Origin of the sequence: Sphingobacterium ginsenosidimutans, assembly GCF_039536865.1 — a bacterium.
GTDB lineage: Bacteria > Bacteroidota > Bacteroidia > Sphingobacteriales > Sphingobacteriaceae > Sphingobacterium > Sphingobacterium detergens.
In genome coordinates this window covers 367,135-393,682 of sequence record NZ_BAAAZK010000009.1, presented here as the reverse complement: position 1 = coordinate 393,682, position 26,548 = coordinate 367,135, and the positions used below count along the sequence as shown (strand labels likewise).

Here is a 26,548-nt window from a genome sequence, read left to right as displayed (position 1 = left end):
TATCTTTTTTTGTTTCCCTCCGTTTCCGTTGGGACTGCAAAGGTAGAAATCTTTTTTGAACTTCCAAAAAACTTTTGAAGTTTTTTTTCTTTTTCTTTTTCCCGATTTCCGCGTTTAAAATAATCTGAACGGGATTTTAAATCCTGTCGCGCTTACCTAAACCCTTCTTTTTTTCATGGTCTCTTCTTTCGAAGTAACCGTCCCTCCCTTGCGGAGTGGTGCAAAGATAGGGAGTTTTTATAATCACTTCCAAGCCTTTTGTTCTTATTTATTTCATTTTGCCGCTAACTCGCTGTAAAGGTGGAGGATTGTTTTTCTCCGGACGGGTTCCGGTGGGGCTTCGACGGCGCGGAAAGGCTGGTTATGCGTGGGTCTGTGGTGGAAAGGGAACGGGAAAGCGCGCGCGGATAGCGCTGAAAGGCGGGATTGCCTATGGGCTAGACGTACGCCACAGCAGCGCAGAACCGGGGAATGCGACGAAAAAGTCGCAGCAAGGCCAGCTATACGCAAAAAAACAGTGAAGGGAGAAAAGTGGATGGGCAGCAGAAACCGGGGATCAGGGAAGCAAGGAACCGCGACAGTCACTGCCAGAGGGGGCTGAAGGGTATTTTCAAACGGGCGCTCCTCGGGATCTGCTCACCCCTTCTTCGCCCTTCCTTCGGCCTCCACCTATCGTTTACCTATCGTTTCCCTATCCATTCCCTATTGTTTGGATAGGTGAACGATAGGTAACGGATAGAGAATATATAGAGAATTTCCGAACAAAGGGCGAAGCGTGGACGAACGAGACCCGAACCGCAGCCGAAAAAGGCCAAGTATGCGTGGAAACGCGGTGGAAAGGGGGAAGCAAAGGCCGGATGGAATTACCAAACAGCTGCTCCTCTATGGAACAGCTATACCGATTCTGTATTATATCAGCATCCTGTATCTATAATAGAACAGAGATATAAGTGATCTGGGGATTTCAGAAAAATCCGAACAGCACAGAAAAAGCCTTCGATACAACGGTAGAACAACCGGCAGATTGCTTCCCAACTACTTCTAAAGTAAAAGGGATATTACATAGGGTTTACAGGGGTATGACAGGGGTAAATACCTATTAATCAGGTGTAATATCAGTGTTAATACTTTGCTATAACTTTTTTAGGTGTAAACCAGGTAGGAAGTAATCCCAGAGATGGGCCGGAGCGGAATCAGAAATGAGAACCTAATGACTGACCCCGGAACTCCTGTACACCTCCGTCGGGACAGCTTTGCTATCTGTCCATAGTGTCTCCATGGTGAGTCCGTGCTGAGTCCGAGTCTAACACGCTAGAACAGCGGTAGCAATCCGGTCAAACCATACCAACATCTGCGCTCACACTCGTTCAAAGCCCGATTCGGTCCCGAACAGTTCTCGAATCACAGCCGAAAAAAATCCAAAAAAGGCCAAACACTCGGACCCACTGGCTGGAAACGCAGTTTTTTGAAGCAAAAGCATTCAAAAATTGCGCATCACATAAGGGGAATTAAGCTGTATATTTCCCCTACAAAAAATGCCGACAGCGGAGATGAGACCAATTCATTGTTTTTATATGAAACGCAATTATATTGTATATCAAAAGCAATTTATCTAAGTTTGGATAATAAGGAAAACTTAATCGTTGTAAACAGGTTTGAACGAACTTTTCAAAATATATCAAGTCGATGCAAAAGAAGCACTACGCATCCAAGAGTCGAAAAATGAAATGCACCAACATGATTTCGAAGAACTGATTATTGGTGTAAAGGGACGATTAGAGCATTTTATCGATTTTAAAGCGCAAACATACAGCGCTCCCTTTGTCAGTTTTGTAGCGCAAGGTAAGAATCATCGCGTGAAACCGATTCTCCAAGACAATGACATCGATTTTTGGGTTATCCGATTTAAAAGCGAATTCATCCCCGAAACCACCTTCCAACTCTATGCGCATTTTCATGAAAATGCAACATTAACTTTTTTCCAACCAACCTGTTTTTCCAGATTGGTCATCCTGTGCCAAATGATCCAACAGGAAACACAACAATCCTTAGTAGATTATGCCGTTATTAAGCAATTGTTGAGTACAATCTTTATTATGATCGAGTCAGAGCGAAAAAAACAATTTCCGGATACCCAACAACAATTGAAAAACCAAAGTACAACGTTCACTAGCTTTCTTTCTATATTAGAAGAGAATTATCGACGACCAGAGGGGGTTAACTATTACGCGGAAAAGCTTTTTATGTCTGCGCGAAATTTAAACCTGATCTGCCAAAGTATATTGCAACAGAGTGTATCGGAGATCATTGAAACAAGAAAACTGATAGAGGCTAAAAATCTATTGTTAACAACCAATAAGACGATTTCAGAAATAGGCTTCGAATTAGGCTATCAGGAAAAATCTTATTTCACCCACGTTTTCAAAAAGAAAGCCGGAATGACACCATCTGAATTTAGAAATGAAATACAGAAGCTGATTTCCGAATAATACAACAGATTGACTAAAAAACAATACCTCCACCCTCCCGACTCTACTTAATTTTGTAATAACAATTAACGCTATTAGGAATATTCAAATGCGTAGAAAGGATTTTATAAAAATTATGGCAACATTACCCTTATCAGGCATAGCTAGTCCTGCAAGTTCATTACGTAAATTGTCTACTGAACTTACTGCGACAGATAAATTTCCAGCTCTTTTTTTAGGCCATGGAAGCCCCATAAATGCCATTGAAGACAATGAGTTTGTTCAGGGATTTAGAAAAATAGGACAAACATTCGAAAAGCCGAAAGCAATCCTGGTTATTTCGGCGCATTGGGAGACACGTGGAACATTTGTTACCGCCATGGAGCATCCGGCTACCATCCATGACTTTGGAGGTTTCCCCCAGGCTCTGTTTGACGTACAATATCCTGCACCCGGAAGCCCCTCTTTAGCCCATGAAACACAGCGTATCGTCACGAAAACCGAAGTGCATCTTGACGATAAATGGGGATTGGATCACGGTTCATGGTCTGTTGTCAAACATCTATATCCAAATGCTGACGTGCCCATTATTCAGATGAGTATCGACTACACCCAACCAGCTTCTTATCATTATGAAATCGCACAGCAGCTGGCAGAGCTACGGAAAAAAGGTGTGTTGATTATCGGAAGCGGCAACATGGTCCACAATCTCAGAATGGTAGCCTGGGATAAACTCAACACAAGCGGATACGCCTACGAATGGGCCACCATTGCGAATGATAAGATGAAAAAGTTTATTCAAGAGGGCAACCATCAGGCTTTAATTGATTTCAGGCAACAGGGAAAAGAGTTTAACCTAGCAATCCCAACACCGGAACACTATCTTCCTTTAATTTATACACTCGCTTTACAGGAAAAAAATGAAGATCTATTTTTGTTCAATGACAATTCTGTAGCAGGTTCACTGACCATGACTTCATTAAAGATCGGTTAGTCGAAAAAACAAAATGATGAACTAAGATTTCATCCCAGACTATTCAACGACTATTTGTCAACGGTCTGGGGTGGATTTCTTATGGACGTTTTGATGACAGCAGAGAGATAAGTACATTTGTTTTATAGAACGCATACTATTTTAGTTTAAATCATGGCATCAAAACCTGTTATCGAAATTGAATACTGTCCAAAATGCAATTGGATGTTGCGTGCGGCTTATATGTCGCAAGAGATATTGAGCTCTTTCACGGAAGATATCCACGGCGTCCTGCTTATTCCAAGTGAAATTGCGGGCCGTTATACCATACGCATAGACAACAAAGAAATCTTTGATCGAAAAAGAGCAGGCCGATTTCCCGAAATAAAGGAATTAAAGCAACTGATCCGGGATATTGTCGCCCCTGAAAAATCATTGGGACATTCGGATAAAACTTCTTAAAAATTCGTTCAATTTAGCATAAATCGGATTTTATAAACTTCTTCTTCTTAGCAACTTTGTATAAACTAAATGGACAATCATGACTATTCAACAAGAAGTAGATTTTCAACGTATCGCCAAGGCAATACATTTCTTACAAGAAAATTTCAGAACTCAACCCACACTGGGACAGATCGCTTCTCATGTCTACATGAGTGAAGCTCATTTCCAACGGATGTTTACCTCCTGGGCAGGCACAAGCCCGAAGAAGTTCTTGCAATATATCAGTTTAAATCACGCCAAATCACTACTGAAGGAAAACAATATTGCAGAAACTACTTTCCAACTGGGCCTTTCGAGTAGCAGCAGATTACACGAACTGTTTATCAATATCGAAGGGATGACACCTGCTGAGTACAAGAATGAAGGCGCCAACCTGCTTATTTCATACTATTATTATGAAACACTTTTTGGCCCCATCATCATAGCCTCTACCTCAAAGGGTATCTGTCATATTGCTTATGAAGAAGATAAAGAATCGGCGTTCGAAACGCTTCAAAAGCGCTTCCCAAACGCAAAATATATACAGCAGAAGGATGTAATGCATGAAAATGCACTAAAAGCATTAAATCCACAGGATAATGATATCGGTCAGGTGAAATTGCATCTCAAAGGAACAGAATTTCAGCTGAAGGTATGGGAAGCACTGTTAAAAATTCCTATGGGCAATTTGAGCACTTATGGTTCGATTGCTTCTCAAATCGGAAACCCCAAGGCTTCACGTGCTGTAGGCACAGCCATTGGCAGTAACCCTATTGCTTATCTGATTCCATGTCACCGGGTTATCCAAAACAGTGGTATATTTGGGGGGTATCGTTGGGATCCTATAAGAAAGACAGCGATTATCGGCTGGGAGAGCCTCCACACAGCAATATAAGGCAACAAAACAGTAAGGATAACATGGAACTTTTCGGCAATCTTTTTGATGGAAACAAAAATATACTTCCCTATGATGGGACAGTCAATTACTATGGTAAAATACTAGATCCGCAACAAGCGGATCACTATTTTAACCTGTTGATGAATTCCATCGAATGGGTAAACGATCGTGCGATTATTTTCGGAAACGAAATTATCACTAAACGCAAAGTCGCCTGGTATGGGGATCAGGCTTTTGAGTATAGCTATTCCAATACCACCAAAAGAGCTCTCCCCTGGACAAAAGAACTACTCGAACTAAAAACACTTGCTGAATTAAAAACGCAGGAAACTTATAATTCTTGTTTATTGAATCTATATCACAATGGTGATGAAGGGATGGCCTGGCACAGTGACGGAGAAAAAGACCTAAAGAAAAATGGTGCCATTGCTTCTTTAAGTTTTGGAGCCGAAAGAAAGTTTGCTTTCAAGCACAAAACGACAAAAGAAAAAGTAGATCTTATTTTGGGAAATGGTAGTCTTCTGGTTATGAAGGATCTTACACAGACGTATTGGTTGCACCGTCTTCCCCCTACAAAAAAGGTATTTATGCCTCGTGTGAATCTGACCTTCAGAACTATTGACAATTTTCAATAACACGGACAATTGACTCTTCAAGCTGATTATTTTCAAGTTAACCATCCATATAGGAAAGGATATTCAGCGCTGAAACCATCAGCAACAAAGACATCAACTTTATGTTAGGGGCTGATCTAAGCACACAATAATTTCATTGTCAGACAATGTGCGGCTATAAATTTAATAGGATTGTGTCAATCTCCTTCATAAGAAGGAGATTGACACAAATAACGTTGTTATTTTACAGCTTCCCAATCATTGTCTTTAGCTGTATAGTCCATAAAGACACCTCCATCCAACGTAATTTTCTTCACTTTCTTTGAAGAGGACCAGCTGACTGTTGCCTGTTTTTCATTCTGTTGCCAAATTACAGGTGTTTGATGTTTTGTTTCCAAAGTGCCGTCTGTATAGGTAATCAAGACATCAAATGGAACCGCAAATCCCCCTACGTTTGTGATCGACAAGGTATTTTTATTGCCAGACTGCTTAAAGCTATCCACCTTTAAATCGATGTAATTATTGGTAAAATACCAGTTTTTCCAAAACCAATTTAAATTCTGACCAGCTCCGGCATTGATACTGTAAAAGAAATCCCATGGCGTTGGGTGTTTACCATGCCAAAGATCCATATAATGATGTAGTGCTTTTTTGAAAACCGCATCACCTAAATAATCCCTTAACGCGATATACGATAAGGCAGCTTTGATATAGGCATTATTTCCGTAGCCCAGACCATTTAACTGTGAAGTCATGGTAATCAATGGTTGATCCTCTTCTGTAGACGGGTCAAAGATGTATCGTTTCACGCGTGACTCTTTAAAAAGCTCCTTATTCTTTTCGGCCCCGATCTCCGCATTACCAATCCAAAATTCAAGTGCTGTAGCCCAGCCTTCATCCATATAACCATATCGGGTCTCATTGATCCCCATGTAAAAAGGGAAATAGGTATGTGCGATCTCATGATCCGCTGTTTGTCGGGCATCAACAAAATTGTCGGGCACACTTGAATCATTGATCATCATCGGGTATTCCATATCCGCAAAGCCCTGTACTGCTGTCATTGTTGGATAAGGGTAGGTCACACCGGGCCAATTTTTGGAAAACCAGTCGATACAATATTGCTGCCAGCCAATGTACTGTTCAAAATCGGGAGTGCCAGCAACATAACTGGATTGTACACTGACGCGTTTGGTCCCTAGATCGACACTAGCAGCATCCCATATATAATTGTCACTTACACTGAAACAAAAGTCAGGAACATAAGTTGCTTTAAATTTCCACTTATTCCATTCCTGCTGTGCAGTTACCCTGCCCTCCTTCATTTCAGATGCTGTAGCAACATGGATAGGCTCATCACGCTGTTTCGATTGCTCAAAGCGTTCTAAAATAGGCTTCTGCAATACTTCCGCCGCATTCTGAAGCTCACCTGTAGCCCAGACAACAAAATTCTTAGGAACAGCAATTTCAAACTGATAATCATTGAAACCATTATAGAACTCCTGTCTACCGTTATGCTCCAAAACATCCCAGCCATTATAATCATCATACACAGATACACGTGGATAGGAATAAGCACAATAGAAAGTAGATGCATTGAGCATGCCATCGCGATCACTCTCCACTGATAACGGATATTCCCAGCTAATCTCTAAGGTTGCCACTGTTCCGGGAAGAATTTTCTGCCCAAAATCACCGAGTTTGACTGTTCCCCAATCGCCACTATTGACCTCATAAACCTGTCCGTTGAGTTTAAAGGATTTTATCTTTAACCCTGATGTCAAATAGTCGTCCGAAGCATAATTAGCACGTGCAGCATTGGGTTTGTGTACATTGTTCACAAATCGAATTGCCAATTGCTTTAACGTATCGGGGCTATTATTGGTATATAAAATTGTTTCTTTCCCACGGACGGTCTTCGCGGCAGGATCCAGCTGTACCTTGACATCATATTTCCCAAAGTTTTGCCAGTAGTTTTTACCAGGCACACCGGTTGTGGTCCGCGTGCCTTTTTCAATGGCTTGTTTAATATTCCTGGGTGTATAGAGTTCCTGTGCTTGCGCAAAACCCGTGAGCAACAGCAAGGCCAAACTGCAGCGATATATATTTTGTCGTATCATATGTCTGAATTAAATAATCAAAACTAAGATAAATTTCCCCTTACTTCCAAGTTTAATTGCGTGATTCTATCCTATCACTGAAAATTGTCTACCGCACGCATTTCCGCATTTAAACATGCAACGATTCAAGCAGATAATTTCCGACCCAACAAGAATTGGCGAGCCCCAATACCTGTCCAAAATAAAATTGTGTTCATTCCTTTAAAAAACATTTTAATATTTTTGACGTTTAGATCTAAGATAAACCCGAAGGTATGCAGCAATTTTTACGTCATCACTATTTATTCACGCTCTGTTTTTTACTACCTTGCTTTCTGCTGATATCCAATAGGCTTGTGGCTCAATCTGAAACCGAGATAGATTCGGCTTCCTTCTATAAAAAGCAACGCGATTCCATTCTCGCGAGCCAATATGATATCTCGGATTTGATCGGCCGAATTATTCACCCCAAACGTAAAAAGGAAAAATCCAGCAAACGTTCGCCAATTACCTTAATGCCAAACATTGCCTATAATCCGACGATTGGTGGACAGATTGGAGTCAAGGCTGTTGCTGGAAAAGTACTGGGTGATCCCAAAACAACGACTATGTCAATTGCGGCAACGTCAGCCTCCATTACGACCAAAAACATCATGGTTTTCTATATTAGCCACAATGTATTTACCCCAAACAATAAGCTGAATTTTCAGGGGGCTTTTGCGTTGGTTAAAATGGTTGCCCTAGACGCAGGTTTGGGTATGACCCCGCAGGGCAAATGGAACAATGAGGAGGAGGAAATACTTGCTAATCCCGAGCATAAAAAATATGGGGCCAAATACGATGCCTTCACGTTTAATGAGAAGGTCTATAAAAAGGTTGCTGATGACTTATTTTTAGGGGCCGGACTGGCCTTCGATCTGCGACGGAAAATAACAAGCAGTAGCCCAAATGGCAATATTACACCCAATACAATATATACCGAAAAGCATGGTTTTGCTCCAGATAGCTACAACTCCAATGGCCTCCTATTGAATATGCAATATACCACCCGGGATAATCCCAACAGACCTTATAAAGGGATCTATTCGGATATTGGCCTACGATGGAATACAAGCTTATTGGGCAGTAGCAAAAATGCCGTCCAGCTCACGACCGACTTTCGTAAATACTTTAGTTTATCGCAGTCAGATCCAGCACATGTACTTGCTTTTTGGTATTGGGGCTCTTACAAACTTGGTGGCGTTCTCCCCTACTTCGACCTCCCTGGTACAGGAAGAGATGCTGCTGTAAGAACCGGTCGCGGTTATACAATCGGTTATTTCAAGGGACCTTCTTTTGCCTATGCGGAAACAGAATACCGCTTCCCAATTTTAAAAAATCGCTTTTTGAGTGGCGCGGCATTTTTCAACCTCCAAAGTGCAAGTGATGAATTAGGCACAAAACTTTTTGAAAGATGGCAGCCGGGCGGTGGTGCAGGGCTACGGGTACTGTTTAACAAAGCCACCCGAACAAACCTCTGCTTGGACTATGCCATAGGAAAATATGGATCCCGTGGATTCTTCCTCGGATTGAACGAAGCGTTTTAATTTAATGGAAAGCGGCAAGACTTCTTTTCTATAAAATCATTAAATTAGCCGATATTGTGACTTCGTCCAGAATCTAAGGGATGGAGTCCCCCCATTGAAGATAAATACGCATGAATTTACAGACAATTTTTCTATACCTTTTGCTTTTTGGATTTGCTTCCTGTCAGCAAACAACACAATCTAATCCTCAGACCATTCCTACAAAAGACAGTGTGGTCAATAACCAAAGTCAGCAGGCGACTGAAAGTCCCCAAGTAGTGAAACCTTTGCTCGATACCTCCACCTATACTAATCCACGATTCAATAAGATGGCTAATCAGCAACGCGAACAGCTGGTCAAATTGGCTGATGAGGGACTCTTTGAAAAGTTGCATCTAAAACTGCAAGCAGACCTTGCTGAAGAGCAAAAGAATTATTTCGAGAGTCATGCAAATCTCAATATCTTGGCGCATACAAAAGGAGATATTTTTGAGAATAAAGGGAACGATCTGGCATATATTGTTTATGATAAAGAAAAACATCAAATTGAAATCCTTCTTTTTGATCAGAAGAATAAACGCTTTAAAACATTATATCGGGACGTACAAGTATCCAATTTGCTACATCAATCCGATTGTTACTATGCCAATGGAACAGTAGATTATAGTATTGGCGCAGAATTGATTTATCAAGAGGATTATATCCGTTCAAGTCAATCAAATTATTTGATTGATGAAAATGCATTTTCGATCAACAATATTTCAACCAATCATATCTTTGACCTCAAACGAGGATGCTTAAGCAGGGATTTCCCGACAAATGCTATGGCAAATACGCTGTGCATACCGACGAGCTCGGTATATGCCAATTATCAATGCTTGAAATACAATAAAACCAAAGCAGTTTTTGAAATTTACTTTAGCCAAGAATTTGCTGACTAGGCCAACCTAACCATTAAAAATGAAAAGAAATTACCTACTTGCCGCAATTTGTCTATGCGGTAAATTATATGCCCAAACGACTGACAGCATCAACAATAGACTTGAACAGGTCGAAATTAAAGCTTATTTTAATAAACAACCCTTACTACGACTTACATCATCCGCTGCCGTATTAAGTCAGCAGCGGATTCAATCTCAGCAATCGCCAGCGCTTGTGGCTGTCATGAATACGGTACCTGGACTACGCATGGAAGAACGCTCTCCCGGAAGCTATCGTTTAGCATTACGGGGTAGCATGCTCCGTTCTCCGTTCGGTGTCCGTAACGTAAAGATCTATCTGGATGACTTTCCGCTCACAGATGCTGGAGGAAACACTTACCTCAATCTGATTGATCCTTACGCAATAGACCAGATCAATATTTTGAAAGGACCCGATGGTTCTATTTATGGTGCCAACTCTGGCGGTGTAATTTCACTCTACAGCAAGGGTTTTAATACCCTGACCAAACCAGAAGTCAACTTACAGCTAACCGGAGGTTCATATGGCTTATTTCAGCAGCAGCTCAATGCGGTGCTTCCAATCAATCAGACACAGCAATTGGCGATCAATCAAAGCTGGACACGCAGCGACGGTTATCGGCAACATTCATCCTTGAACAAGAAAACCATCCAGTTGAACTACAATTGGCAATATGCAAAACATTCTGAACTCAAATTCACGGGATTCTATACCGACTTGGGATATCAAACTCCCGGAGGTCTTACTACAGCACAACTGGAGAGCGATCGCCGGCAATCTCGTCCCAAAGGTGGCCCGAATCCAAGTGCTGCGGAACAAAAAGCGGCAATCTATGATAAAACATTTTTTGGCGGTGTAAGCAACCAAACGAGTATCAATTCTAAATTAACCTTGTTTGCCAATGTATTCGGTTCGTCCAACCAGATCAAAAACCCATTTATCACCAATTATGAAAAAAGAGATGAAAAAAACTTAGGGACACGGTTGTATTTATCCTATGTTGATCGGTTCAGCAAAAACTTAACGTATGAACTACAATTTGGTTTAGAGGCTCAAAAAGGTTGGTACGATATAGACAATTATGATAATAATCAAGGGCAGGCTGGCAATCCACAAGCCAAAGATAAGCTGGAAAATAGTCAACAGTCATTCTTTGCGCGCACTCAGCTAGCTTGGTTGGAACGTCTTCAAGTCGAACTGTCCATTGGGCTCAATGAAAATAAAATCGCTTACCAACAGCGCTATCCAATTGCACAAGAGGATAAGGCACATATCAATTTTGGCAATACCTGGATGCCGCGAGCCGCCGTCTCCTATATGGCAACGCCAACATTAGCAGTCCGGGCTTCTATTTCAAAAGGTTTTTCAGCTCCGACAATTGCGGAAGTGCGCTCATCTGACAATATGATCAATAAGGACCTAAGGCCTGAGACTGGAACCAACCATGAATTCGGTGTTCGATGGCACTTGTGGAACCGCCGTGTTATATTAGATGCAGCAGCATACACGTATCAAATGGATGATGCCATTATTCGGCAAGTACGCGAATCTGGAGCAGAATATTTTCAGAATGCAGGAAAAATAGATCAAAAAGGAATTGAAGCTTCAATACTCGCCTATTTGTTAACACCAACGTCTGCCGGACTGATCCGTAGTTTACAGGTCGGAAGCAATTTTTCATTAAATAACTATTCTTTCAAAAACTATCAAGTTGGGGATAAAGATTACAGTGGCAATAAATTAACCGCTGTCCCAAAAACAGTTTGGGTAAACACTTTAAATATTCTTTTCCCTTATCAACTTCGCTTGGATCTACTTTCCAATTTAACCGCTGCCATACCATTGGATGACGCCAATACCGTTTATGCAAAACGTTACCATCTTTTACAAGGCAAAATATCCTGGAGCAAATCTGTAGGCCATGGACATAAAGTCACTATTTTTGCTGGTGCCGACAATCTGCTGAACCAAAAATATAGCCTTGGTAATGACATCAACGCTTTCGGTGGTCGGTATTTCAACCCAGCCCCATTGCGAAATTATTATGGCGGCATGAATTTTAATTTTTAATATACTCCGTATGGATTTCCATCAACATACATTGACAACAATAGATTTCGGTACAGTAAGCCGTTACTCTTATTTTCCCTGGATGGATACCGCCTTGGCAAATATCCAAATCAATGTCCTGGAGATGGAATTCAATCAAGCTACCTTTCAGGTGATCGAAAGCTATACGAATTTTCAGGTGATGGTTATTTACAAATCACCTGTAACTTCGCTTTTCTGCAATTGTGATCAAACAGGCTTTTGTACCCACCAGAAAGCAACGTTAACGAAACTATTCGGACAAGAAAACTGGTTATCTTTTTTTGACCTCAACCGTTATCGAAATCTACTAAAAAAGGCCGCTGTTCAGTATGGTTTAGAAAATGAGCCAGCGCTGGAAACCTATTTTTCGGCACAGGTTAAAGATGCTGATCTGCAATTCGTCTTAAAAGACAAACACCTGACCTCCATAGATGATTTTGATCTACTGGAGCCGAATGCAAGCCCCTCTAAACCTTCAAGTGAACAGCAGCATAGTTTTATCGTACTAACGCGCAATCGCTATTATAAGCAATTACAGGTATTGTTATGCCAAGCGCCACAGTCGAAATCGGGGGCACCGAAAAATCCCATTTCGGTTATGGAAAGTCAAACACGTATCTGGCAAACTGATTCCATTGAAGAAACCCAGTTTTTTGCAGCAATCAACCAGCTTGCTCAACCTTTACAACAAGCGGATGTCGCTGTTGAACGCAGTTTGCGTGCTATTGCAAAAAATCCGCTGACCCTGGATTTCTACCTCCACGATCACGAAAAAGCAGAAAATATAACAGCTACTTCGTTATCTCCAATTCAGATCAGTCTGAATAAGGGAGAGATTAAATTGTTAGTCGAGCAAAATGACGCATTCTATAGTATAAAAGGGGAATTATCCATTTACGGTATCACTTACGATCTACAGGATCTGCATATTCTTTTTGACCACTTTATCCTGATAAAAAAGCACCTCTACCTTGTCGAAAATAAACTTCACCTCAAGCTGATTCGACTTTTTGGAAACAAAGGCAATCAATTGCGTATACACCGCAACAAGTTTAAAGAGTTTAATGAGCTATTTCTAGAACCCCTTGCCAATTCAGTCGCCTTAAATTTCAAGGATATTCCCAAGGCGAGCAAACCCCAATTGAAGGAAAATCTCTACTATCAGGATATGCAAGCACTCCTTTTCCTGGAAGAATCGGAAGACTTTGTCAACATGATACCTGTCATGCGTTATGGCGATGTTGAAGTTCCTATTTTGAGTAAAAGGAACATTTTTGGAACTGATGCAAAAGGAGCCCAATTTTTGGTGGAACGAAAAAAAGAGGCAGAAACCAAAGTGATCTCACTACTGCTCAAGCAGCATCCCTATTTTCAGGAGCAATTAGATGATGATAGTTTTCAGCATCTCTATTTGCACCGCAAATATTTTCTGGATAAAGACTGGTTTTTGAATGCCTTCGATGAATGGCACAATCAGGGTATCCAGATTATAGGGTTCAATACGTTAAAGGGGAATAAACTAAGCCGTTTCAAAGGCAAGATACAAATTGAGGTATTAAGTGGCCAAAATTGGTTTAATGCCAATATGTTAGTCAAATTTGGCCCTAAAAGTGTTTCACTGAAGAAGCTTGAAAAAGCTGTTCGCAATCGTTCTCAATTTATCAATCTAGATGATGGTACGCTTGGTATTTTACCCGAGGAATGGCTGGAAAAATTTGAAGCCTATTTTAATGCCGCTGAAATCATCGAGGATGAACTTATTCAGATTCCCAAATATAAGTTTAGCGAAATCGATCTGCTCTTTGACAAAAAAGAGCTCGATCAGGAAGTATCAGCCGAGGTTAACTATTTAAAAAATCAACTTTCCGCTTTAGCAACATACCCACCAGTACAATTACCCGATATTTTTGTTGGAGATTTACGCAGCTATCAGCAACAAGGGCTGCAATGGCTCAACTTTTTGGACCAGTTAAATTTCGGAGCCTGTCTAGCTGATGATATGGGATTGGGGAAAACGGTCCAAATCCTAGCCTTTCTGGCAACCCAAAAAGCAAAGGGTATATCCGCTCCAACACTCTTGGTTCTTCCGACCACACTGATTTTTAATTGGAAGCATGAAATTCAGCAATTCCTGCCATCTTTTAACACGCTGATCCTCGAAGGACCAAACCGAAGCGATATAACAGACCGTTTTGAAGAGCTGGATATCGTGCTTATTTCTTACCATAATCTACTGACCGATATCAATAGATTAAAGAAGCTGACATTCAATTACGTCATACTCGATGAATCTCAGCATATAAAAAATCCAGATTCACAACGGTACAAAGCAGTAAATCTATTGCGGTCGAGAAACCGTATTATTCTTACAGGAACGCCTATTGAGAATAACACCATGGATTTATTTGCACAGCTCTCGTTTACTGTTCCGGGTTTATTGGGGAATAAGAAATATTTTAAAGACGTCTATACGACACCAATTGATGCTTTTCACGATCGTAAAAGAAAAAGGATGTTGAAGGAAAAAATCAAGCCATTTATCCTGCGGAGAACAAAGCAGGATGTATTGGATGATCTTCCCGCAAAAAATGAATTGGTGCTCTATTGTGAAATGAAAACTGCGCAACGTCGGATTTACGATCTCTATGAAAAGGAGTTCCGTGAATTTATCTCTGCTAAAGATGGGGATGAAATCAAAAAAAGTCCCATGCATGTTCTTAAAGGTCTGACCAAATTGCGTCAGATCTGCAATTCCAGTAAATTGTTACAAAGCGAAGACCTGACATCTGCAGATGATTCGGCTAAGATCGAAATGCTGGTGGAACAAATCCAACACAAAAAAGATCAGCATAAAATCATCGTGTTCTCGCAATTTGTCAGCATGTTGCGACTGATTAAGGAAGCATTGGATAAGAATGGAATAGCGTCGCTTACACTGACCGGTCAGTCCAGAAACCGGGGGCAGCTGGTCAGCGATTTCCAAACGGATCAAAATATCCGTGTTTTTCTCATTAGTCTCAAAGCTGGCGGGACGGGTCTTAATCTCACAGCAGCAGATGTTGTCTATCTGGTCGATCCATGGTGGAATCCAGCCGTTGAACAACAGGCGATCGACCGTAGCTATCGTATTGGCCAACGAAAGAATGTCACCGCCGTTCGTCTGATCAGTCCGAATACGGTTGAGGATAAAATTCAGGTGCTACAACAGCATAAAAAAGAAATCAGCAGCACGATTCTTGAAGATGGTGGAAGTTTAAATGCTTTCTACCTCGACAAAGAATACCTATTGAATATATTGCGGTAAAAATAATTGATTATACGTAAAAGGGGCATCCATGGATGCCCCTTTTACGTATAATGTTTTCTTAAATACTATTTTTTATCGGAAATATAGGTTTTATTACCATTTCCATTGATGTAATATTTACCTCCTTTTGGACCTAGATAAACTGTATGGCCGTTGTATTTTTCGCTGGTTGCCTTGTCGGCTGTTGCTGCGGCATCTTTTTTAACAGCAGACACCTGTTTTTGCGCTTTAGTAACGTCTTTCTTTACAGCTTTCTCTTTGGTTTCTACTTGAGCAGTTTTTGTCTCAGCTGCTTTCGTAGCTTCCTTCTTTACGGCTTTCTCTTTGGTTTCCACCTGAGCAGCTTTGGTTTCAGTAGCTTTTTTTGCTTGAGTAGATTTCTCTTTGGCTACTGCATCTTTCTTTTCCATCGCTTTAGTGGGGGCAGCTTTCGTTTCGGTCCCGGAGGCCTTGGTCTTTACCTCTTTTACTTTTTGTTCTGTTTTTTTGGCTTCTTTCTCCATTTTTTTAGGAGCAGTTTGCGCATAGGATTGTCCCAATCCAAATGTTGCGATCAGAGCTAATGCAGCTGTGATTTTTTTGAAACGATTTATTGATTTCATAACCCAATTGTTATTTAAATAATTATAGGTAAAAGTACAATACAAATGCCAAAATTTCTTTACAATATTTTTTTTAACAAAGTTTTAACTTCACCACATAATCACCTGATGATCTGCTTTCTATATTTCGAATCAATTATATATTTTACCCCTTTTGCATCCACAAAAACTTGCTTTCCATCATAGCGCTCGTCAAGCTGTTTATCCAAGGCTACACGATATAATGTACTTGAACGGGAAGAGGAGTATTTTATCCCCGCTTTAGGCTTGCTATCTTCCACAACGGGAATCGAAACCTCTGCGGTCGGACGATCTACTTTATCTATAGTTTGTTTCTTTACGACTGAATTTTTGGCTTTATCATTGACGTCTAAGTCCAATGCAACCACATTAGCCTGAATATTTAAAGGGAAAAAAGGATCTATCCAACGATTCGCAAAATGAAAATTCCCCTCCCAGCTACTGAAGGAAGTAAGCTGTTGACCGTTTACCCTGCCTGCCAACACGAAAATTGGCACTAGAAATAAACACCGTCTAAAGAATATTAATTCAACTCCAAACATATCTTTTTAACTTATCCCTCAATCACTTCCAAATAAAATGCCATGTACCCATTCCAGCGAGATCTTTAACATTTTTTTAACTATCACAGACATAGGTGATACCGAATGCCATACACTTTACAATTGGTATCCGCGAGTACGGATAATGATCATATTTTGCCGCTAATGACACACATTCGGGCCGACCAAACTCGTTTTCAATAAAAAAAGCAACAAAAGGCTCCCACAGGTTCCACTAGTGTGTCTTAGCTGATATAGATCTCGGTAATATATTTAAACACGATACGTTGAGAAATTGCATACTTTTCAAACAATAAGCGGAGGTCATCGTATAAGCTTTTATTTTCATCCCCTTCTTTAGGAAAATAAGAAGATGATCTTACCCTTCCCAGAAACGATTTTAGATCGAAAATCTGTTGGTTAGGTAAAGAGACCTTTGTCATTGGTCTATCCGCAAAAAAACTCCGAAGGTCGTCATCGCATATATTTTTATGACTGACAGATTGGTAATTAGGAATATGATTACGTAAAAACTGTTCATATTCCTGTTGGAAAGCATCCGCTGGATCACGTTGATTCCAAACCAAGACGATATGACCATTTTTGGTAAGAATACGATTGAATTCGTTGTAACAGGCTGTCCGATCAAACCAATGAAAAGACTGTCCCGCAAAAATTAAATCCACACAACTGGATTCTATGGACGTATCCTCAGCCGTGGCATTTAATGCAATTAAATTCCGGTAGGTTTTAAAATGGTGTACCAATGATTCCCGCATCTCCCGATTGGGCTCAACGGCAAAGACGTCATTTCCATTTTCTAAAAACAGCTGCGTCGATAAACCTGTACCACTACCGATATCTGCAACTAGCCATTTCTTATCCAAACCTATCTTTTCTTTAAGAATCTGAATAATTTCCTTTGGATAATTGGGTCTAAATTTTTCATAATCCACGACCCTGCCTGTAAATCGCTCAATACTATTTTTGCTCATGTTAGATTGTCCTATACCTAATTAATTATATCTTCATCTCTGAAGCTATAATATCCATTGTCTGTAAAGATCAGGTGATCATTTACTGTAATATCCATAATTTTTGATGCCTCGACAATTTTTTGCGTCAGAATCCTGTCAGCATGACTAGGCTGCAAAGTCCCAGAAGGATGGTTGTGAATCAGCACAATAGAATGTGCTTTTATTGCAAGGGCATTTCTTAGGATGATTCGAACATCGACCGGTGTAAAATCATTTCCACCACGACCAATGAGCTGTTGATCCAGTAATTTGCATCCAGTATTCAGATATAGTGTCCAAAACTCCTCATGGGGCAAATCTTGTAGAATAGGTTTCATAAAATCATACACGCGCTTGCTGCTATTTAAGATCTTCTTTTCTTCTACAGGAGCCTCCTTCTTACGTCGCGCCAGTTCTAAGGCTGCAATAATCGAGATGGCTTTGGCCTCACCAATACCTTTGTATTGACTCAATTCATAGACTTCCATCTTCGAGACTGTGTCTAAGCTATTGTTGGCATCGGCCAATATACGTCGGCATAGTTCCACTGCACTTTCGTCCATTGAGCCAGACCCAATCAAAATTGCCAATAATTCTGCATCGGAAAGGGCCCTCCGTCCTAAATTTAATAATTTTTCGCGGGGTCGATCCGCCTCAGACCATTCCCTGATAACTAATTTGTGCAGATTTGACATTGTTTTAACTTTAATTGGCTAGCTCACATAAATATATAAAATATTTCGCATTATTTTTCAGGTCATTGATCCGTAGATAGATCAATTAAAAAAAAATGGAGATTACGAATTACTTCACATTTCACTCTGAAACATTATCTTTGTATTTCATAAAAATTTTTGAACATGAGTAAAGCGATTATTAAAACAGAAAAAGGCGACATGACTGTGGATTTCTACACAGCTGATGCTCCAAATACAGTGGCAAATTTTATTAAACTTGCTAAATCAGGTTATTATGATGGTTTGGCTTTTCACCGTGTTATCCCTGATTTTGTTATTCAAGGTGGTTGCCCAAATTCACGTGAAGGCGCTGCAGGCATCCCTGGAACAGGTGGTCCCGGCTATAAAATCGATTGTGAATTAACTGGAGAAAATCAATACCATGACAGAGGTGTATTGTCAATGGCACATGCTGGTCGCAATACAGGTGGTTCTCAATTTTTCATTTGCCACAGCCGCAACAATACAGCTCACTTAGACCGTAATCATACTTGTTTCGGAAAAGTAATTGAGAATGTTGATCTGGTAGATGATATCAGACAAGGAGACCGTATTTTATCAATCGAAGTAATCGAAGATTAATTCTTTGAGATTTAAAAAAAATTAAAATGAATTTAAGAGCATTAGTATCTGTAACTGGTAAACCAGGATTGTTCAAGTTGGTTGGACAAAATAAAGGTGGTTTTATTTTAGAAACCCTTGATCAAGCGAAAATCAAGTCTATAGTAAGTTTATCTTCGACAAAAATGGCGACATTGGAAGATATTACCATTTATGGTGAAGAAGAAGAAATCCGTCTTTTGGATATTTTCGAAACCATTAAAGAAAAAGGTCTGACATTACCGGACACGAAATCGGATGGTGCTACATTGAGAGATTTCTTCCGTGAAGTCGCTCCTGGCCATGATGAATCCCGTGTATATACATCAGACATCAAGAAAGTGATTACTTGGTACAATATTATCAAGGAATTCCCTTTATTTGAAGAAGAAGCACCAGCTCCTTTGGTATAATGGGCTAGCAAATAAATAGAAAAGGAGTTGATATGATCAACTCCTTTTCTATTTATTCAAGTTTTGTTATTATACTTCATTTCATAAACCTCATTTCATAAAAAAGCCCCAGATTTTCTCCGAGGCTCTTATTATCAAATATTATTTTTTACGGGCTACTTATTCCCAATTTAAGACTAGTGTCCTTTCGGCTCCACGTCAACACGCTTGATATCTGCTCCTAATTTACGTAGACGCTCCTCGATATCTTGATATCCACGTTCGATCTGTTCGATATTATGGATCACAGATTTTCCTTTCGCCGATAATGCTGCGATCAATAAGGATACTCCTGCACGAATATCTGGAGATGTCATTTCGATACCTTTCAAAGAATGCGATTTATTCAAACCAATTACTGTCGCACGGTGTGGATCACATAAAATAATCTGTGCCCCCATATCGATCAATTTATCGACAAAGAACAATCTGCTTTCGAACATCTTTTGGTGAATCAATACGTTGCCTTTCGCTTGCGTTGCTACCACTAGAATGATACTCAATAGATCCGGCGTAAACCCTGGCCATGGTGCATCCGAGATTGTCAAGATAGAACCATCTATAAAAGTATCAATTTCGTAAGAATCCTGTGCTGGAATAAAGATATCATCTCCGCGCAATTCAAACTGGATACCCAAACGGGAGAATACCGATGGAATCACACCCAATTCCTGGAAACAAACATCTTTAATGGTAATTTCTGATCCGGTCATTGCTGCTAAGCCAATAAAGGAGCCGATTTCGATCATATCAGGCAACATGCGATGTGATGTTCCACCAAGACGTTCTACTCCTTCAATGGTCAATAAATTGGATCCAATACCTGATATCTTAGCCCCCATGCGATTCAACATCTTACAAAGTTGTTGCAAATAGGGCTCACATGCAGCGTTGTAAATAGTTGTTACTCCTTTGGCTAATACAGCAGCCATAACGATATTTGCCGTACCAGTCACAGAAGCTTCATCCAATAAGATATAATTACCTTTTAACTCTGTTGCATCCACATTAAAGAAATGTGTGGCAGCATCGTAAACGAATTTAGCACCTAGCTTTTCGAAACCTAGAAAGTGAGTATCCAAACGTCTACGTCCAATTTTATCGCCTCCCGGTTTAGGGATAGCAGCCTTTCCAAATCTAGCCAACAGTGGCCCAACAATCATAATGGAACCGCGTAAGCCACCACCTTTTTCTTTAAATTCAGGTGATTGGAAATAATCTATATTAATATCTTTCGCTTCAAAAACGTAAGTGTCTTTATCTATACGATCAATTTTAACACCCAATGCAGCCAACAAATCAATTAACTTATTGACATCCTTAATATCGGGAATATTACTGATGGTCATGGGTTCCTCAGTCAGTAAAACTGCTGACAGAATCTGTAACGCTTCATTTTTTGCTCCCTGAGGAATAATCTCTCCCTTTAACGGTTTTCCACCGATTATTTCAAATGCATTCATTTATATAACTGATATCTTCTTATTACAACAAAACCCGACTCATAATTTAGCTTATGTCACTAAATGACACTTCGGGATTCTTAAAATCGACAAATTGTATTGAAAAAATTTTGTGGAGCTGTCCAATCAAGAATCCTAAGCCGTCAAGGGTCTTATTGATCGATCACCTAAACCCGGACTGACAGACAAATCCATACTATAAATAAAGAAGGCAATTGTAAAGAAATCTATGAATCACTTCGCAATTGCCTGCTTCTTAAATCAAAAACTTAAAGAACTAGCCTCTTTTATTATTGTAATTATTTTGAGGTTTTCTATTTCTATTGTTGTTATTATTGTTATTGCTATTGTTGTTGCTGCCAAAGTTGTTACGCTTCATATTGTTATTGTTATTTGACATACGAGGCTTGCCACTACCACCCCCGCCTTTCGACTGATAACCTGAAGAACTATTATTGTTGCTATGGCTATTATTGTTTCCACTAGAGTTGTTCGTTGTAGGACCTTTGATACGATTTCCTGGAGGCGGGGTTTTAAAATCAAGTTTAGTCAATACCGTACCTTCAGGTAAAGTTAATTGATATCCTGACAATTCTTTCAGATCCTGAATAATCAATTCGTCAGATACTGAATCCTTGTTCCAGGTAACGTATGCCATTTTCATAAAATTAGCGATACCGATAACCATCTGCTCGCGCTTAGGTTCATCAGTTACCTTCAGCGCTTTATCGATCATTTTCTCCACTGTAAATCCATAGTGTTTGAATTTAATCGAATGTTGCGGATAGCCTAAATGTTCAACTTCATGTTTAACACTTTTTGCTGTCGCAATAGGATATGGCGAGTCGATATCAAGCTTAAAATCAGAGATAATCTGTAAGTGATCCCAAAGTTTATGCTTAAAATCTGAAACGTCTCTTAAATGTGGATTTAACACCCCCATCATGTCAATCACGATTTGGGCATGTTTATTTCTTTCTTCCTTTGTGGGTAAACTACAGATGTAATCTACCATATTTTGCACATTGCGGCCATATTCTGCAAGGATCAATTTTGGCCTAGTGCTGTTGTAGTCAAAGTTCATATAGCTAATATAAGTACCTAATTAAACGGTTAAGATCTCGTTTTGGTATTTTATTATTGAATTATTCTAAGTTTTGCAAATTTAAGCAACAATTGTTTCTGTCCCAACTCTTTAAAGAAAATAGTTGCTTTTATATCTCCTTTGTTTCCTTCGAGATTGACAACTTTACCAAATCCAAAGCGTTCATGTTCAACTTCCATGCCGACCTGAAGATTTGATGTGTCAGAAGGAGCAAAACCCGCAGTAGGTTTGTGGGCTTTGGGCAGTATAGACGTTGTTTTAACCATTGCTTTAGGCTTAGGTTTAGAAAACGTATCATCACTGTCCTTTTGTTGCCATGCAATTCGTTCGCCTTGAAAACTGCCGGCTGAGGCGGAAGTTTGTCGTGGTTTAAAATCCAGTGCAAGACAAGCAGGATTCAATTCATCCAAAAAACGACTGGGTTCGCAATTATTCAACGTTCCCCAACGATATCGCGAAGTAGCATACGAAAGTAGTAATTTTTTTTCAGCTCTCGTAACAGCAACGTAAAAAAGTCTTCGTTCTTCTTCTAATTCAGTCCTGGAATTCAATGACAACTGAGACGGAAACAAGTTTTCTTCTAGACCTACGATAAAAACAACGGGAAATTCAAGTCCTTTAGAAGAGTGTATCGTCATCAAAGAAACTGTATCCGCATTGGGGTCTTTATCGTTGTCATCATTGGTCAATAACGCGATATCCTGCATATAGACATCCAGACCGCGGTCTTCAATATCTTCCCGTTCAGAAAACTCTTTGATACCATTGAGTAGTTCCTGAATATTTTCATAACGCGCCAACCCTTCTACCGACTTATCCTCGTAAAGTTCTTTCAAGATACCACAGTGCTGTGCAATATGCATGGCGGTATCAAACGCATTATTATTTTTAGCCAAAGCCTGAAAACTTTGTACCATCTGCGCGAAACCACCAACAGAGGTCGCACTACGACCATCCAGGAAATGTGCCGCATTCGCAACAACATCCCAAATACGATATTGATTTTGATCGGCAGCAATCATGATCTTTTCTATGGTTGTATCCCCGATTCCCCGACGTGGATAATTGATCACACGTTTCAATGCTTCCTCATCATTGGGATTGAAGGTGAGACGGAAATAAGCGATCAGATCTTTAATCTCTTTCCGTTGATAGAAGGATGTACCACCATAGATCTTATAAGGTATATTGATCTTGCGCAGCGCCTCCTCCATCGCACGTGATTGGGCATTGGTACGATAGAGAATCGCAAAATCTTTGTAATTGAGTCCCTTTAAGGATTTTTCCTCAATAATCTGGTCTGCAACGATCTTTCCTTCTTCATTATCGGAAAAAGCACGTGAAACCTTGATTTTTTCTCCTTCTTCGTTATCCGAAAAAACATTCTTTTCCAGCTGATTCTGATTATTGGCGATCACTGAGTTTGCGGCATTGACAATCATTTTGGTGGACCGATAATTCTGCTCCAATTTGAAAATCTTCACGTCTGGATAATCTTTCTGGAAATTCAATATATTCTGGATATTCGCTCCCCGAAAAGCATATATTGACTGCGCATCATCCCCAACAACACAGATATTTTCATTGACTGCGGCCAGTCGTTTTACAATTAGATACTGGGAAAAGTTTGTATCCTGATACTCATCGACCATCAGGTAACGGAATTGATGTTGGTATTTGTGTAATACCTCTGGATGCTTATTCAATAAAACATTTGTCTTGAACAGGAGATCATCGAAATCCATGGCACCCGCGCGATAACAGCGTTGTGCATAGGTCATGTAAATCTGTCCCAATTGTCCACGTCCATTTGAAATATCTTCGGCTAATATGGCTTCATTTTTATTGTATTCCTGAGGGGATATCAAATTATTCTTGGCTTGTGATATCCGGCCATAAACATGGTTGACATTGTATAATTTATCATCCAGGTTCATCTCCTTTAGGATGGCACGCAACAAACTTTTGGTATCGTCTGTATCGTAGATGGTAAAATTTCTAGGGTATCCTATTAGTTCAGCTTCAACGCGAAGTATTTTTGCGAATACGGAGTGGAATGTTCCCATCCAAATGTTTTTCGCTTCGCTTCCGACGACTGAAACAATACGCGCACGCATTTCCTTGGCTGCTTTGTTCGTAAATGTCAATACCAATATATTGAATGGATCAACGCCTTTTTGAATCAAGTGTGCAACACGATAGGTAATTACCCGTGTCTTTCCTGAACCGGCTCCTGCAACAATCATCACAGGGCCTTCTGTTTGCTCTACGGCTCCTCGTTGTGAAGGGTTTAAACCCGCTAAATAATCCAAATTAACTCCTTAAATTTTAAAACCTGAGAATAGGGTATAAAAGTACAAATTTCCTATCGATCACTAGGGCAATCATGCCAATATTTTTGCACAAAAAAATCCGACAATTTAAAACCGTCGGATTTTTATAGTATCACTTGTGTTTAACCTCTGCTATTATAGTTTGGTGACTCTTTCGTAATAGAGATATTATGCGGATGAGACTCTCTCAATCCGGCACCTGTAATTCGAACGAATTGTGCATCTTGCAGTTTTTCGATCGTTGCAGCACCACAATAACCCATTGAAGCACGTAACCCACCGATATATTGATATACAACTTCAGCCAATGTACCTTTATAAGGAACACGGCCCACAATACCTTCAGGGACTAGTTTTTTGATATCATCTTCCACATCTTGGAAATAACGGTCTTTAGATCCTTTTTCCATTGCTTCGATAGATCCCATACCACGGTACGATTTAAATTTACGTCCTTCGTACATGATAGTCTCTCCGGGAGCTTCTTCCACGCCGGCAAATAAAGATCCAGCCATAATTGTGCTTGCTCCAGCAGCGATAGCTTTTGCAATATCACCTGTTTGTTTGATACCACCGTCAGCGATCAAAGGCACTCCTGTTCCTTTAAGTGCTTTAGCGACTTCATACACCGCATACAATTGAGGAACACCGACCCCTGCAATAATACGTGTTGTACAGATTGAACCTGGTCCGATACCTACTTTTACGGCATCTGCACCAGCTTCAGCCAATGCTGTTGCGGCTGCGCCTGTTGCAATATTCCCTACGATCACCTGCAGTTCTGGAAACTTGGATTTCACCAATTTCAATTTATCAATAACACCTTTGGAGTGTCCATGTGCCGTATCGATCGTTACCACATCCACACCAGCTTTTACCAAAGCCTCAACCCTATCCAATGTATCTGGAGTAACACCTACTGCAGCACCTACTAATAAACGGCCATGGCTATCTTTAGCTGCATTCGGATAATGCTTATATTTTTGGATATCCTTAAAGGTGATCAAACCCTTCAAGATACCTTCGTTGTTGACAACTGGAAGTTTCTCAATTTTTTCGTTCTGAAGAATTTCTTCTGCTTTCACCAAATCCGTTCCTTCGGGAGCAACGACAAGATTATCTTTCGTCATCAACTCATTGATCGGACGAGTCATATCTTTTTGAAAGCGAAGGTCACGATTGGTTACGATCCCCACTAATTGACCTTTTTCATTAACCACTGGAATTCCCCCAATCTTATGTTCCTTCATAATATTAAAGGCATCACCAACAGTAGCATTGGCTAATAGTGTTACTGGATCTTGGATCATACCGCTTTCAGAACGCTTTACTTTGCGTACTTCAGCGGCTTGCTCTGCAATAGTCATGTTCTTATGTAACATACCAATACCGCCCGCTTGTGCTATAGCAATTGCTAAATCAGCACCAGTTACCGTATCCATTGCCGCAGAAACCAATGGAATATTTAATTTGATTTTTTTTGTCAGCGAGGTACTCGTATCGACGTCACGTGGTAAAATTTCAGAATAAGCTGGAATTAATAAAACGTCATCGTAAGTGAGACCTTCTGCTACGAATTTTTGTGGATCTAATTGCATGGCAAATATGTATTGGGTTTTCTATTTGCCAGGCAAATCTAAGAAAAATAAGCAATATAAAAAAATAAAATAAACAAATTACAATCGCTAGACAAATTAGAACGGTTATGAATTGACACAAAAGATCACCCTAGCTGCTTGCATCCTTTTTTTTGGCAAGCTATTTGCTTTTGGTTAGCACGAAAAGTAATTTTAATTAATGAAAATATAAAGTAAAGATAATTATGAAAAAGACCTTACTCTCATTAGCTGCTGTTGCAGCATTAGCATTTGGTGCACAAGAAGCGAAAGCTCAATCACCACAACGTGCCGCTATTGGTGTTGTTTTTGACGGAACTGGTGGTGATCTTTGGGGTGTTCAATACAAGCAATCTTTTGGTGGAACAAACAATGGTCAAGCGCAAGTGATGTTTGATGACAACGTTGTTGCTGTAGGTGCGGATTATCAATATGCTAGACCATTCCGTGGTGTAAACGGATTAGGATGGTATGCAGGTGTTGGTGCGCAATTGACATTTGTTGACGCTGGTGACAACATTACTCTTGTTGGTTTAAGACCACAATTAGGTTTGGAATTTAAAATCCCTGCTGCCCCTATCGGATTTCACGCAGACTGGAAAC

22 protein-coding genes are annotated in these 26,548 nt (G+C 40.1%); 13 read left to right on the top strand and 9 right to left on the bottom strand.

Going from position 1 to position 26,548, the window contains the following annotated elements:
* The first annotated feature begins 278 nt into the window (after nucleotides 1-278).
* The 6 genes from ABFX33_RS25055 (at nucleotide 279) to ABFX33_RS25030 (ending at nucleotide 5,457) form a co-directional block, all read left to right on the top strand.
* On the top strand, nucleotides 279-521 hold the full coding sequence (locus ABFX33_RS25055; protein ID WP_346088963.1) for a hypothetical protein: 243 nt from the start codon (nucleotides 279-281) through the stop codon (nucleotides 519-521).
* A gap of 1,134 nt (nucleotides 522-1,655) precedes the next feature.
* Entirely contained in the window at nucleotides 1,656-2,489 is an 834-nt protein-coding gene (locus tag ABFX33_RS25050; RefSeq protein ID WP_346088962.1) for a helix-turn-helix transcriptional regulator, read from the top strand.
* Nucleotides 2,490-2,604: 115 nt separating this feature from the next.
* Nucleotides 2,605-3,462 carry a 4,5-DOPA-extradiol-dioxygenase gene (ygiD, locus tag ABFX33_RS25045; protein WP_346088960.1) on the top strand — a complete coding sequence of 286 codons (858 nt, stop codon included), beginning with the start codon at nucleotides 2,605-2,607 and terminating at the stop codon, nucleotides 3,460-3,462.
* A gap of 153 nt (nucleotides 3,463-3,615) precedes the next feature.
* Nucleotides 3,616-3,903, top strand: a complete 288-nt coding sequence (locus tag ABFX33_RS25040; RefSeq protein ID WP_120261932.1) for an Rdx family protein — start codon at nucleotides 3,616-3,618, stop codon at nucleotides 3,901-3,903.
* Nucleotides 3,904-3,982: 79 nt separating this feature from the next.
* On the top strand, nucleotides 3,983-4,819 hold the full coding sequence (locus tag ABFX33_RS25035) for a methylated-DNA--[protein]-cysteine S-methyltransferase (RefSeq protein WP_167457356.1): 837 nt from the start codon (nucleotides 3,983-3,985) through the stop codon (nucleotides 4,817-4,819).
* 23 nt (nucleotides 4,820-4,842) lie between these two features.
* Nucleotides 4,843-5,457 carry an alpha-ketoglutarate-dependent dioxygenase AlkB family protein gene (locus ABFX33_RS25030; RefSeq protein ID WP_346088958.1) on the top strand — a complete coding sequence of 205 codons (615 nt, stop codon included), beginning with the start codon at nucleotides 4,843-4,845 and terminating at the stop codon, nucleotides 5,455-5,457.
* 218 nt (nucleotides 5,458-5,675) lie between these two features.
* Here the strand turns inward: ABFX33_RS25030 and ABFX33_RS25025 are convergent, their stop codons facing one another.
* On the bottom strand, nucleotides 5,676-7,556 hold the full coding sequence (locus ABFX33_RS25025) for a M1 family metallopeptidase (protein WP_346088957.1): 1,881 nt from the start codon (nucleotides 7,554-7,556) through the stop codon (nucleotides 5,676-5,678).
* Nucleotides 7,557-7,810: 254 nt separating this feature from the next.
* On the opposite strand from ABFX33_RS25025, the gene ABFX33_RS25020 reads away from it, so the two are divergent.
* The 4 genes from ABFX33_RS25020 (at nucleotide 7,811) to ABFX33_RS25005 (ending at nucleotide 15,455) form a co-directional block, all read left to right on the top strand.
* Complete coding sequence (locus ABFX33_RS25020; RefSeq protein WP_346088956.1) at nucleotides 7,811-9,121, top strand: BamA/TamA family outer membrane protein; 1,311 nt, start codon at nucleotides 7,811-7,813, stop codon at nucleotides 9,119-9,121.
* Between the two features lie 110 nt (nucleotides 9,122-9,231).
* A complete protein-coding gene (locus ABFX33_RS25015) occupies nucleotides 9,232-10,041 on the top strand; it encodes a hypothetical protein (protein WP_346088954.1) in 810 nt (269 codons plus the stop codon).
* A 19-nt stretch (nucleotides 10,042-10,060) separates the two neighbouring features.
* The gene (locus ABFX33_RS25010) at nucleotides 10,061-12,130 is read left to right on the top strand and encodes a TonB-dependent receptor (protein ID WP_346088952.1); all 2,070 of its coding nucleotides are present in this window, start codon (nucleotides 10,061-10,063) and stop codon (nucleotides 12,128-12,130) included.
* 10 nt (nucleotides 12,131-12,140) lie between these two features.
* On the top strand, nucleotides 12,141-15,455 hold the full coding sequence (locus ABFX33_RS25005) for a DEAD/DEAH box helicase (RefSeq protein ID WP_346088950.1): 3,315 nt from the start codon (nucleotides 12,141-12,143) through the stop codon (nucleotides 15,453-15,455).
* A 68-nt stretch (nucleotides 15,456-15,523) separates the two neighbouring features.
* Here ABFX33_RS25005 and ABFX33_RS25000 read toward each other — a convergent pair whose 3' ends face one another.
* The 4 genes from ABFX33_RS25000 to radC form a co-directional block, all read right to left on the bottom strand.
* Entirely contained in the window at nucleotides 15,524-16,060 is a 537-nt protein-coding gene (locus tag ABFX33_RS25000) for a hypothetical protein (protein WP_346088948.1), read from the bottom strand.
* A gap of 101 nt (nucleotides 16,061-16,161) precedes the next feature.
* A complete protein-coding gene (locus ABFX33_RS24995; protein ID WP_346088946.1) occupies nucleotides 16,162-16,578 on the bottom strand; it encodes a hypothetical protein in 417 nt (138 codons plus the stop codon).
* Nucleotides 16,579-16,868: 290 nt separating this feature from the next.
* Complete coding sequence (locus ABFX33_RS24990) at nucleotides 16,869-17,618, bottom strand: class I SAM-dependent methyltransferase (RefSeq protein ID WP_257087770.1); 750 nt, start codon at nucleotides 17,616-17,618, stop codon at nucleotides 16,869-16,871.
* Nucleotides 17,619-17,635: 17 nt separating this feature from the next.
* Nucleotides 17,636-18,334 carry a RadC family protein gene (gene radC / locus ABFX33_RS24985; protein ID WP_257087769.1) on the bottom strand — a complete coding sequence of 233 codons (699 nt, stop codon included), beginning with the start codon at nucleotides 18,332-18,334 and terminating at the stop codon, nucleotides 17,636-17,638.
* A gap of 165 nt (nucleotides 18,335-18,499) precedes the next feature.
* On the opposite strand from radC, the gene ABFX33_RS24980 reads away from it, so the two are divergent.
* Nucleotides 18,500-18,958, top strand: coding sequence for a peptidylprolyl isomerase (locus ABFX33_RS24980; protein WP_120261942.1), 459 nt, complete (start codon nucleotides 18,500-18,502; stop codon nucleotides 18,956-18,958).
* 26 nt (nucleotides 18,959-18,984) lie between these two features.
* The gene (locus ABFX33_RS24975; protein ID WP_120261943.1) at nucleotides 18,985-19,389 is read left to right on the top strand and encodes a DUF5606 family protein; all 405 of its coding nucleotides are present in this window, start codon (nucleotides 18,985-18,987) and stop codon (nucleotides 19,387-19,389) included.
* 176 nt (nucleotides 19,390-19,565) lie between these two features.
* Here ABFX33_RS24975 and murA read toward each other — a convergent pair whose 3' ends face one another.
* The 4 genes from murA to guaB all read right to left on the bottom strand — a co-directional run bounded on the left by murA (nucleotide 19,566) and on the right by guaB (nucleotide 25,927).
* Nucleotides 19,566-20,891, bottom strand: coding sequence for a UDP-N-acetylglucosamine 1-carboxyvinyltransferase (murA, locus tag ABFX33_RS24970; RefSeq protein ID WP_120261944.1), 1,326 nt, complete (start codon nucleotides 20,889-20,891; stop codon nucleotides 19,566-19,568).
* A 277-nt stretch (nucleotides 20,892-21,168) separates the two neighbouring features.
* Complete coding sequence (locus ABFX33_RS24965) at nucleotides 21,169-21,975, bottom strand: DUF4290 domain-containing protein (RefSeq protein WP_346088943.1); 807 nt, start codon at nucleotides 21,973-21,975, stop codon at nucleotides 21,169-21,171.
* Between the two features lie 53 nt (nucleotides 21,976-22,028).
* Nucleotides 22,029-24,308: an ATP-dependent helicase gene (locus ABFX33_RS24960; RefSeq protein ID WP_120261946.1), complete on the bottom strand. Its 2,280-nt coding sequence runs from the start codon at nucleotides 24,306-24,308 to the stop codon at nucleotides 22,029-22,031.
* A gap of 143 nt (nucleotides 24,309-24,451) precedes the next feature.
* Complete coding sequence (guaB, locus tag ABFX33_RS24955) at nucleotides 24,452-25,927, bottom strand: IMP dehydrogenase (protein WP_120261947.1); 1,476 nt, start codon at nucleotides 25,925-25,927, stop codon at nucleotides 24,452-24,454.
* Nucleotides 25,928-26,151: 224 nt separating this feature from the next.
* Between guaB and ABFX33_RS24950 the strand changes: the two genes are divergently transcribed.
* On the top strand, nucleotides 26,152-26,548 hold a 397-nt coding region (locus ABFX33_RS24950), incomplete at its 3' end, for a hypothetical protein (protein ID WP_346088940.1).

Excerpts from the sequence above, each read along its gene's own strand:
- guaB (WP_120261947.1), bottom strand. The coding sequence starts at position 25,927 with ATGCAATTAGATCCACAAAAATTCGTAGCAGAAGGTCTCACTTACGAT.
- ABFX33_RS25000 (WP_346088948.1), bottom strand. The coding sequence starts at position 16,060 with ATGAAATCAATAAATCGTTTCAAAAAAATCACAGCTGCATTAGCTCTG.
- murA (WP_120261944.1), bottom strand. The coding sequence starts at position 20,891 with ATGAATGCATTTGAAATAATCGGTGGAAAACCGTTAAAGGGAGAGATT.
- ABFX33_RS25010 (WP_346088952.1), top strand. The coding sequence starts at position 10,061 with ATGAAAAGAAATTACCTACTTGCCGCAATTTGTCTATGCGGTAAATTA.
- ABFX33_RS25040 (WP_120261932.1), top strand. The coding sequence starts at position 3,616 with ATGGCATCAAAACCTGTTATCGAAATTGAATACTGTCCAAAATGCAAT.
- ABFX33_RS25005 (WP_346088950.1), top strand. The coding sequence starts at position 12,141 with ATGGATTTCCATCAACATACATTGACAACAATAGATTTCGGTACAGTA.
- ABFX33_RS24980 (WP_120261942.1), top strand. The coding sequence starts at position 18,500 with ATGAGTAAAGCGATTATTAAAACAGAAAAAGGCGACATGACTGTGGAT.
- ABFX33_RS24990 (WP_257087770.1), bottom strand. The coding sequence starts at position 17,618 with ATGAGCAAAAATAGTATTGAGCGATTTACAGGCAGGGTCGTGGATTAT.
- ABFX33_RS25030 (WP_346088958.1), top strand. The coding sequence starts at position 4,843 with ATGGAACTTTTCGGCAATCTTTTTGATGGAAACAAAAATATACTTCCC.
- ygiD (WP_346088960.1), top strand. The coding sequence starts at position 2,605 with ATGGCAACATTACCCTTATCAGGCATAGCTAGTCCTGCAAGTTCATTA.
- ABFX33_RS24965 (WP_346088943.1), bottom strand. The coding sequence starts at position 21,975 with ATGAACTTTGACTACAACAGCACTAGGCCAAAATTGATCCTTGCAGAA.
- ABFX33_RS25015 (WP_346088954.1), top strand. The coding sequence starts at position 9,232 with ATGAATTTACAGACAATTTTTCTATACCTTTTGCTTTTTGGATTTGCT.
- ABFX33_RS25020 (WP_346088956.1), top strand. The coding sequence starts at position 7,811 with ATGCAGCAATTTTTACGTCATCACTATTTATTCACGCTCTGTTTTTTA.
- ABFX33_RS24975 (WP_120261943.1), top strand. The coding sequence starts at position 18,985 with ATGAATTTAAGAGCATTAGTATCTGTAACTGGTAAACCAGGATTGTTC.
- radC (WP_257087769.1), bottom strand. The coding sequence starts at position 18,334 with ATGTCAAATCTGCACAAATTAGTTATCAGGGAATGGTCTGAGGCGGAT.
- ABFX33_RS25035 (WP_167457356.1), top strand. The coding sequence starts at position 3,983 with ATGACTATTCAACAAGAAGTAGATTTTCAACGTATCGCCAAGGCAATA.
- ABFX33_RS25025 (WP_346088957.1), bottom strand. The coding sequence starts at position 7,556 with ATGATACGACAAAATATATATCGCTGCAGTTTGGCCTTGCTGTTGCTC.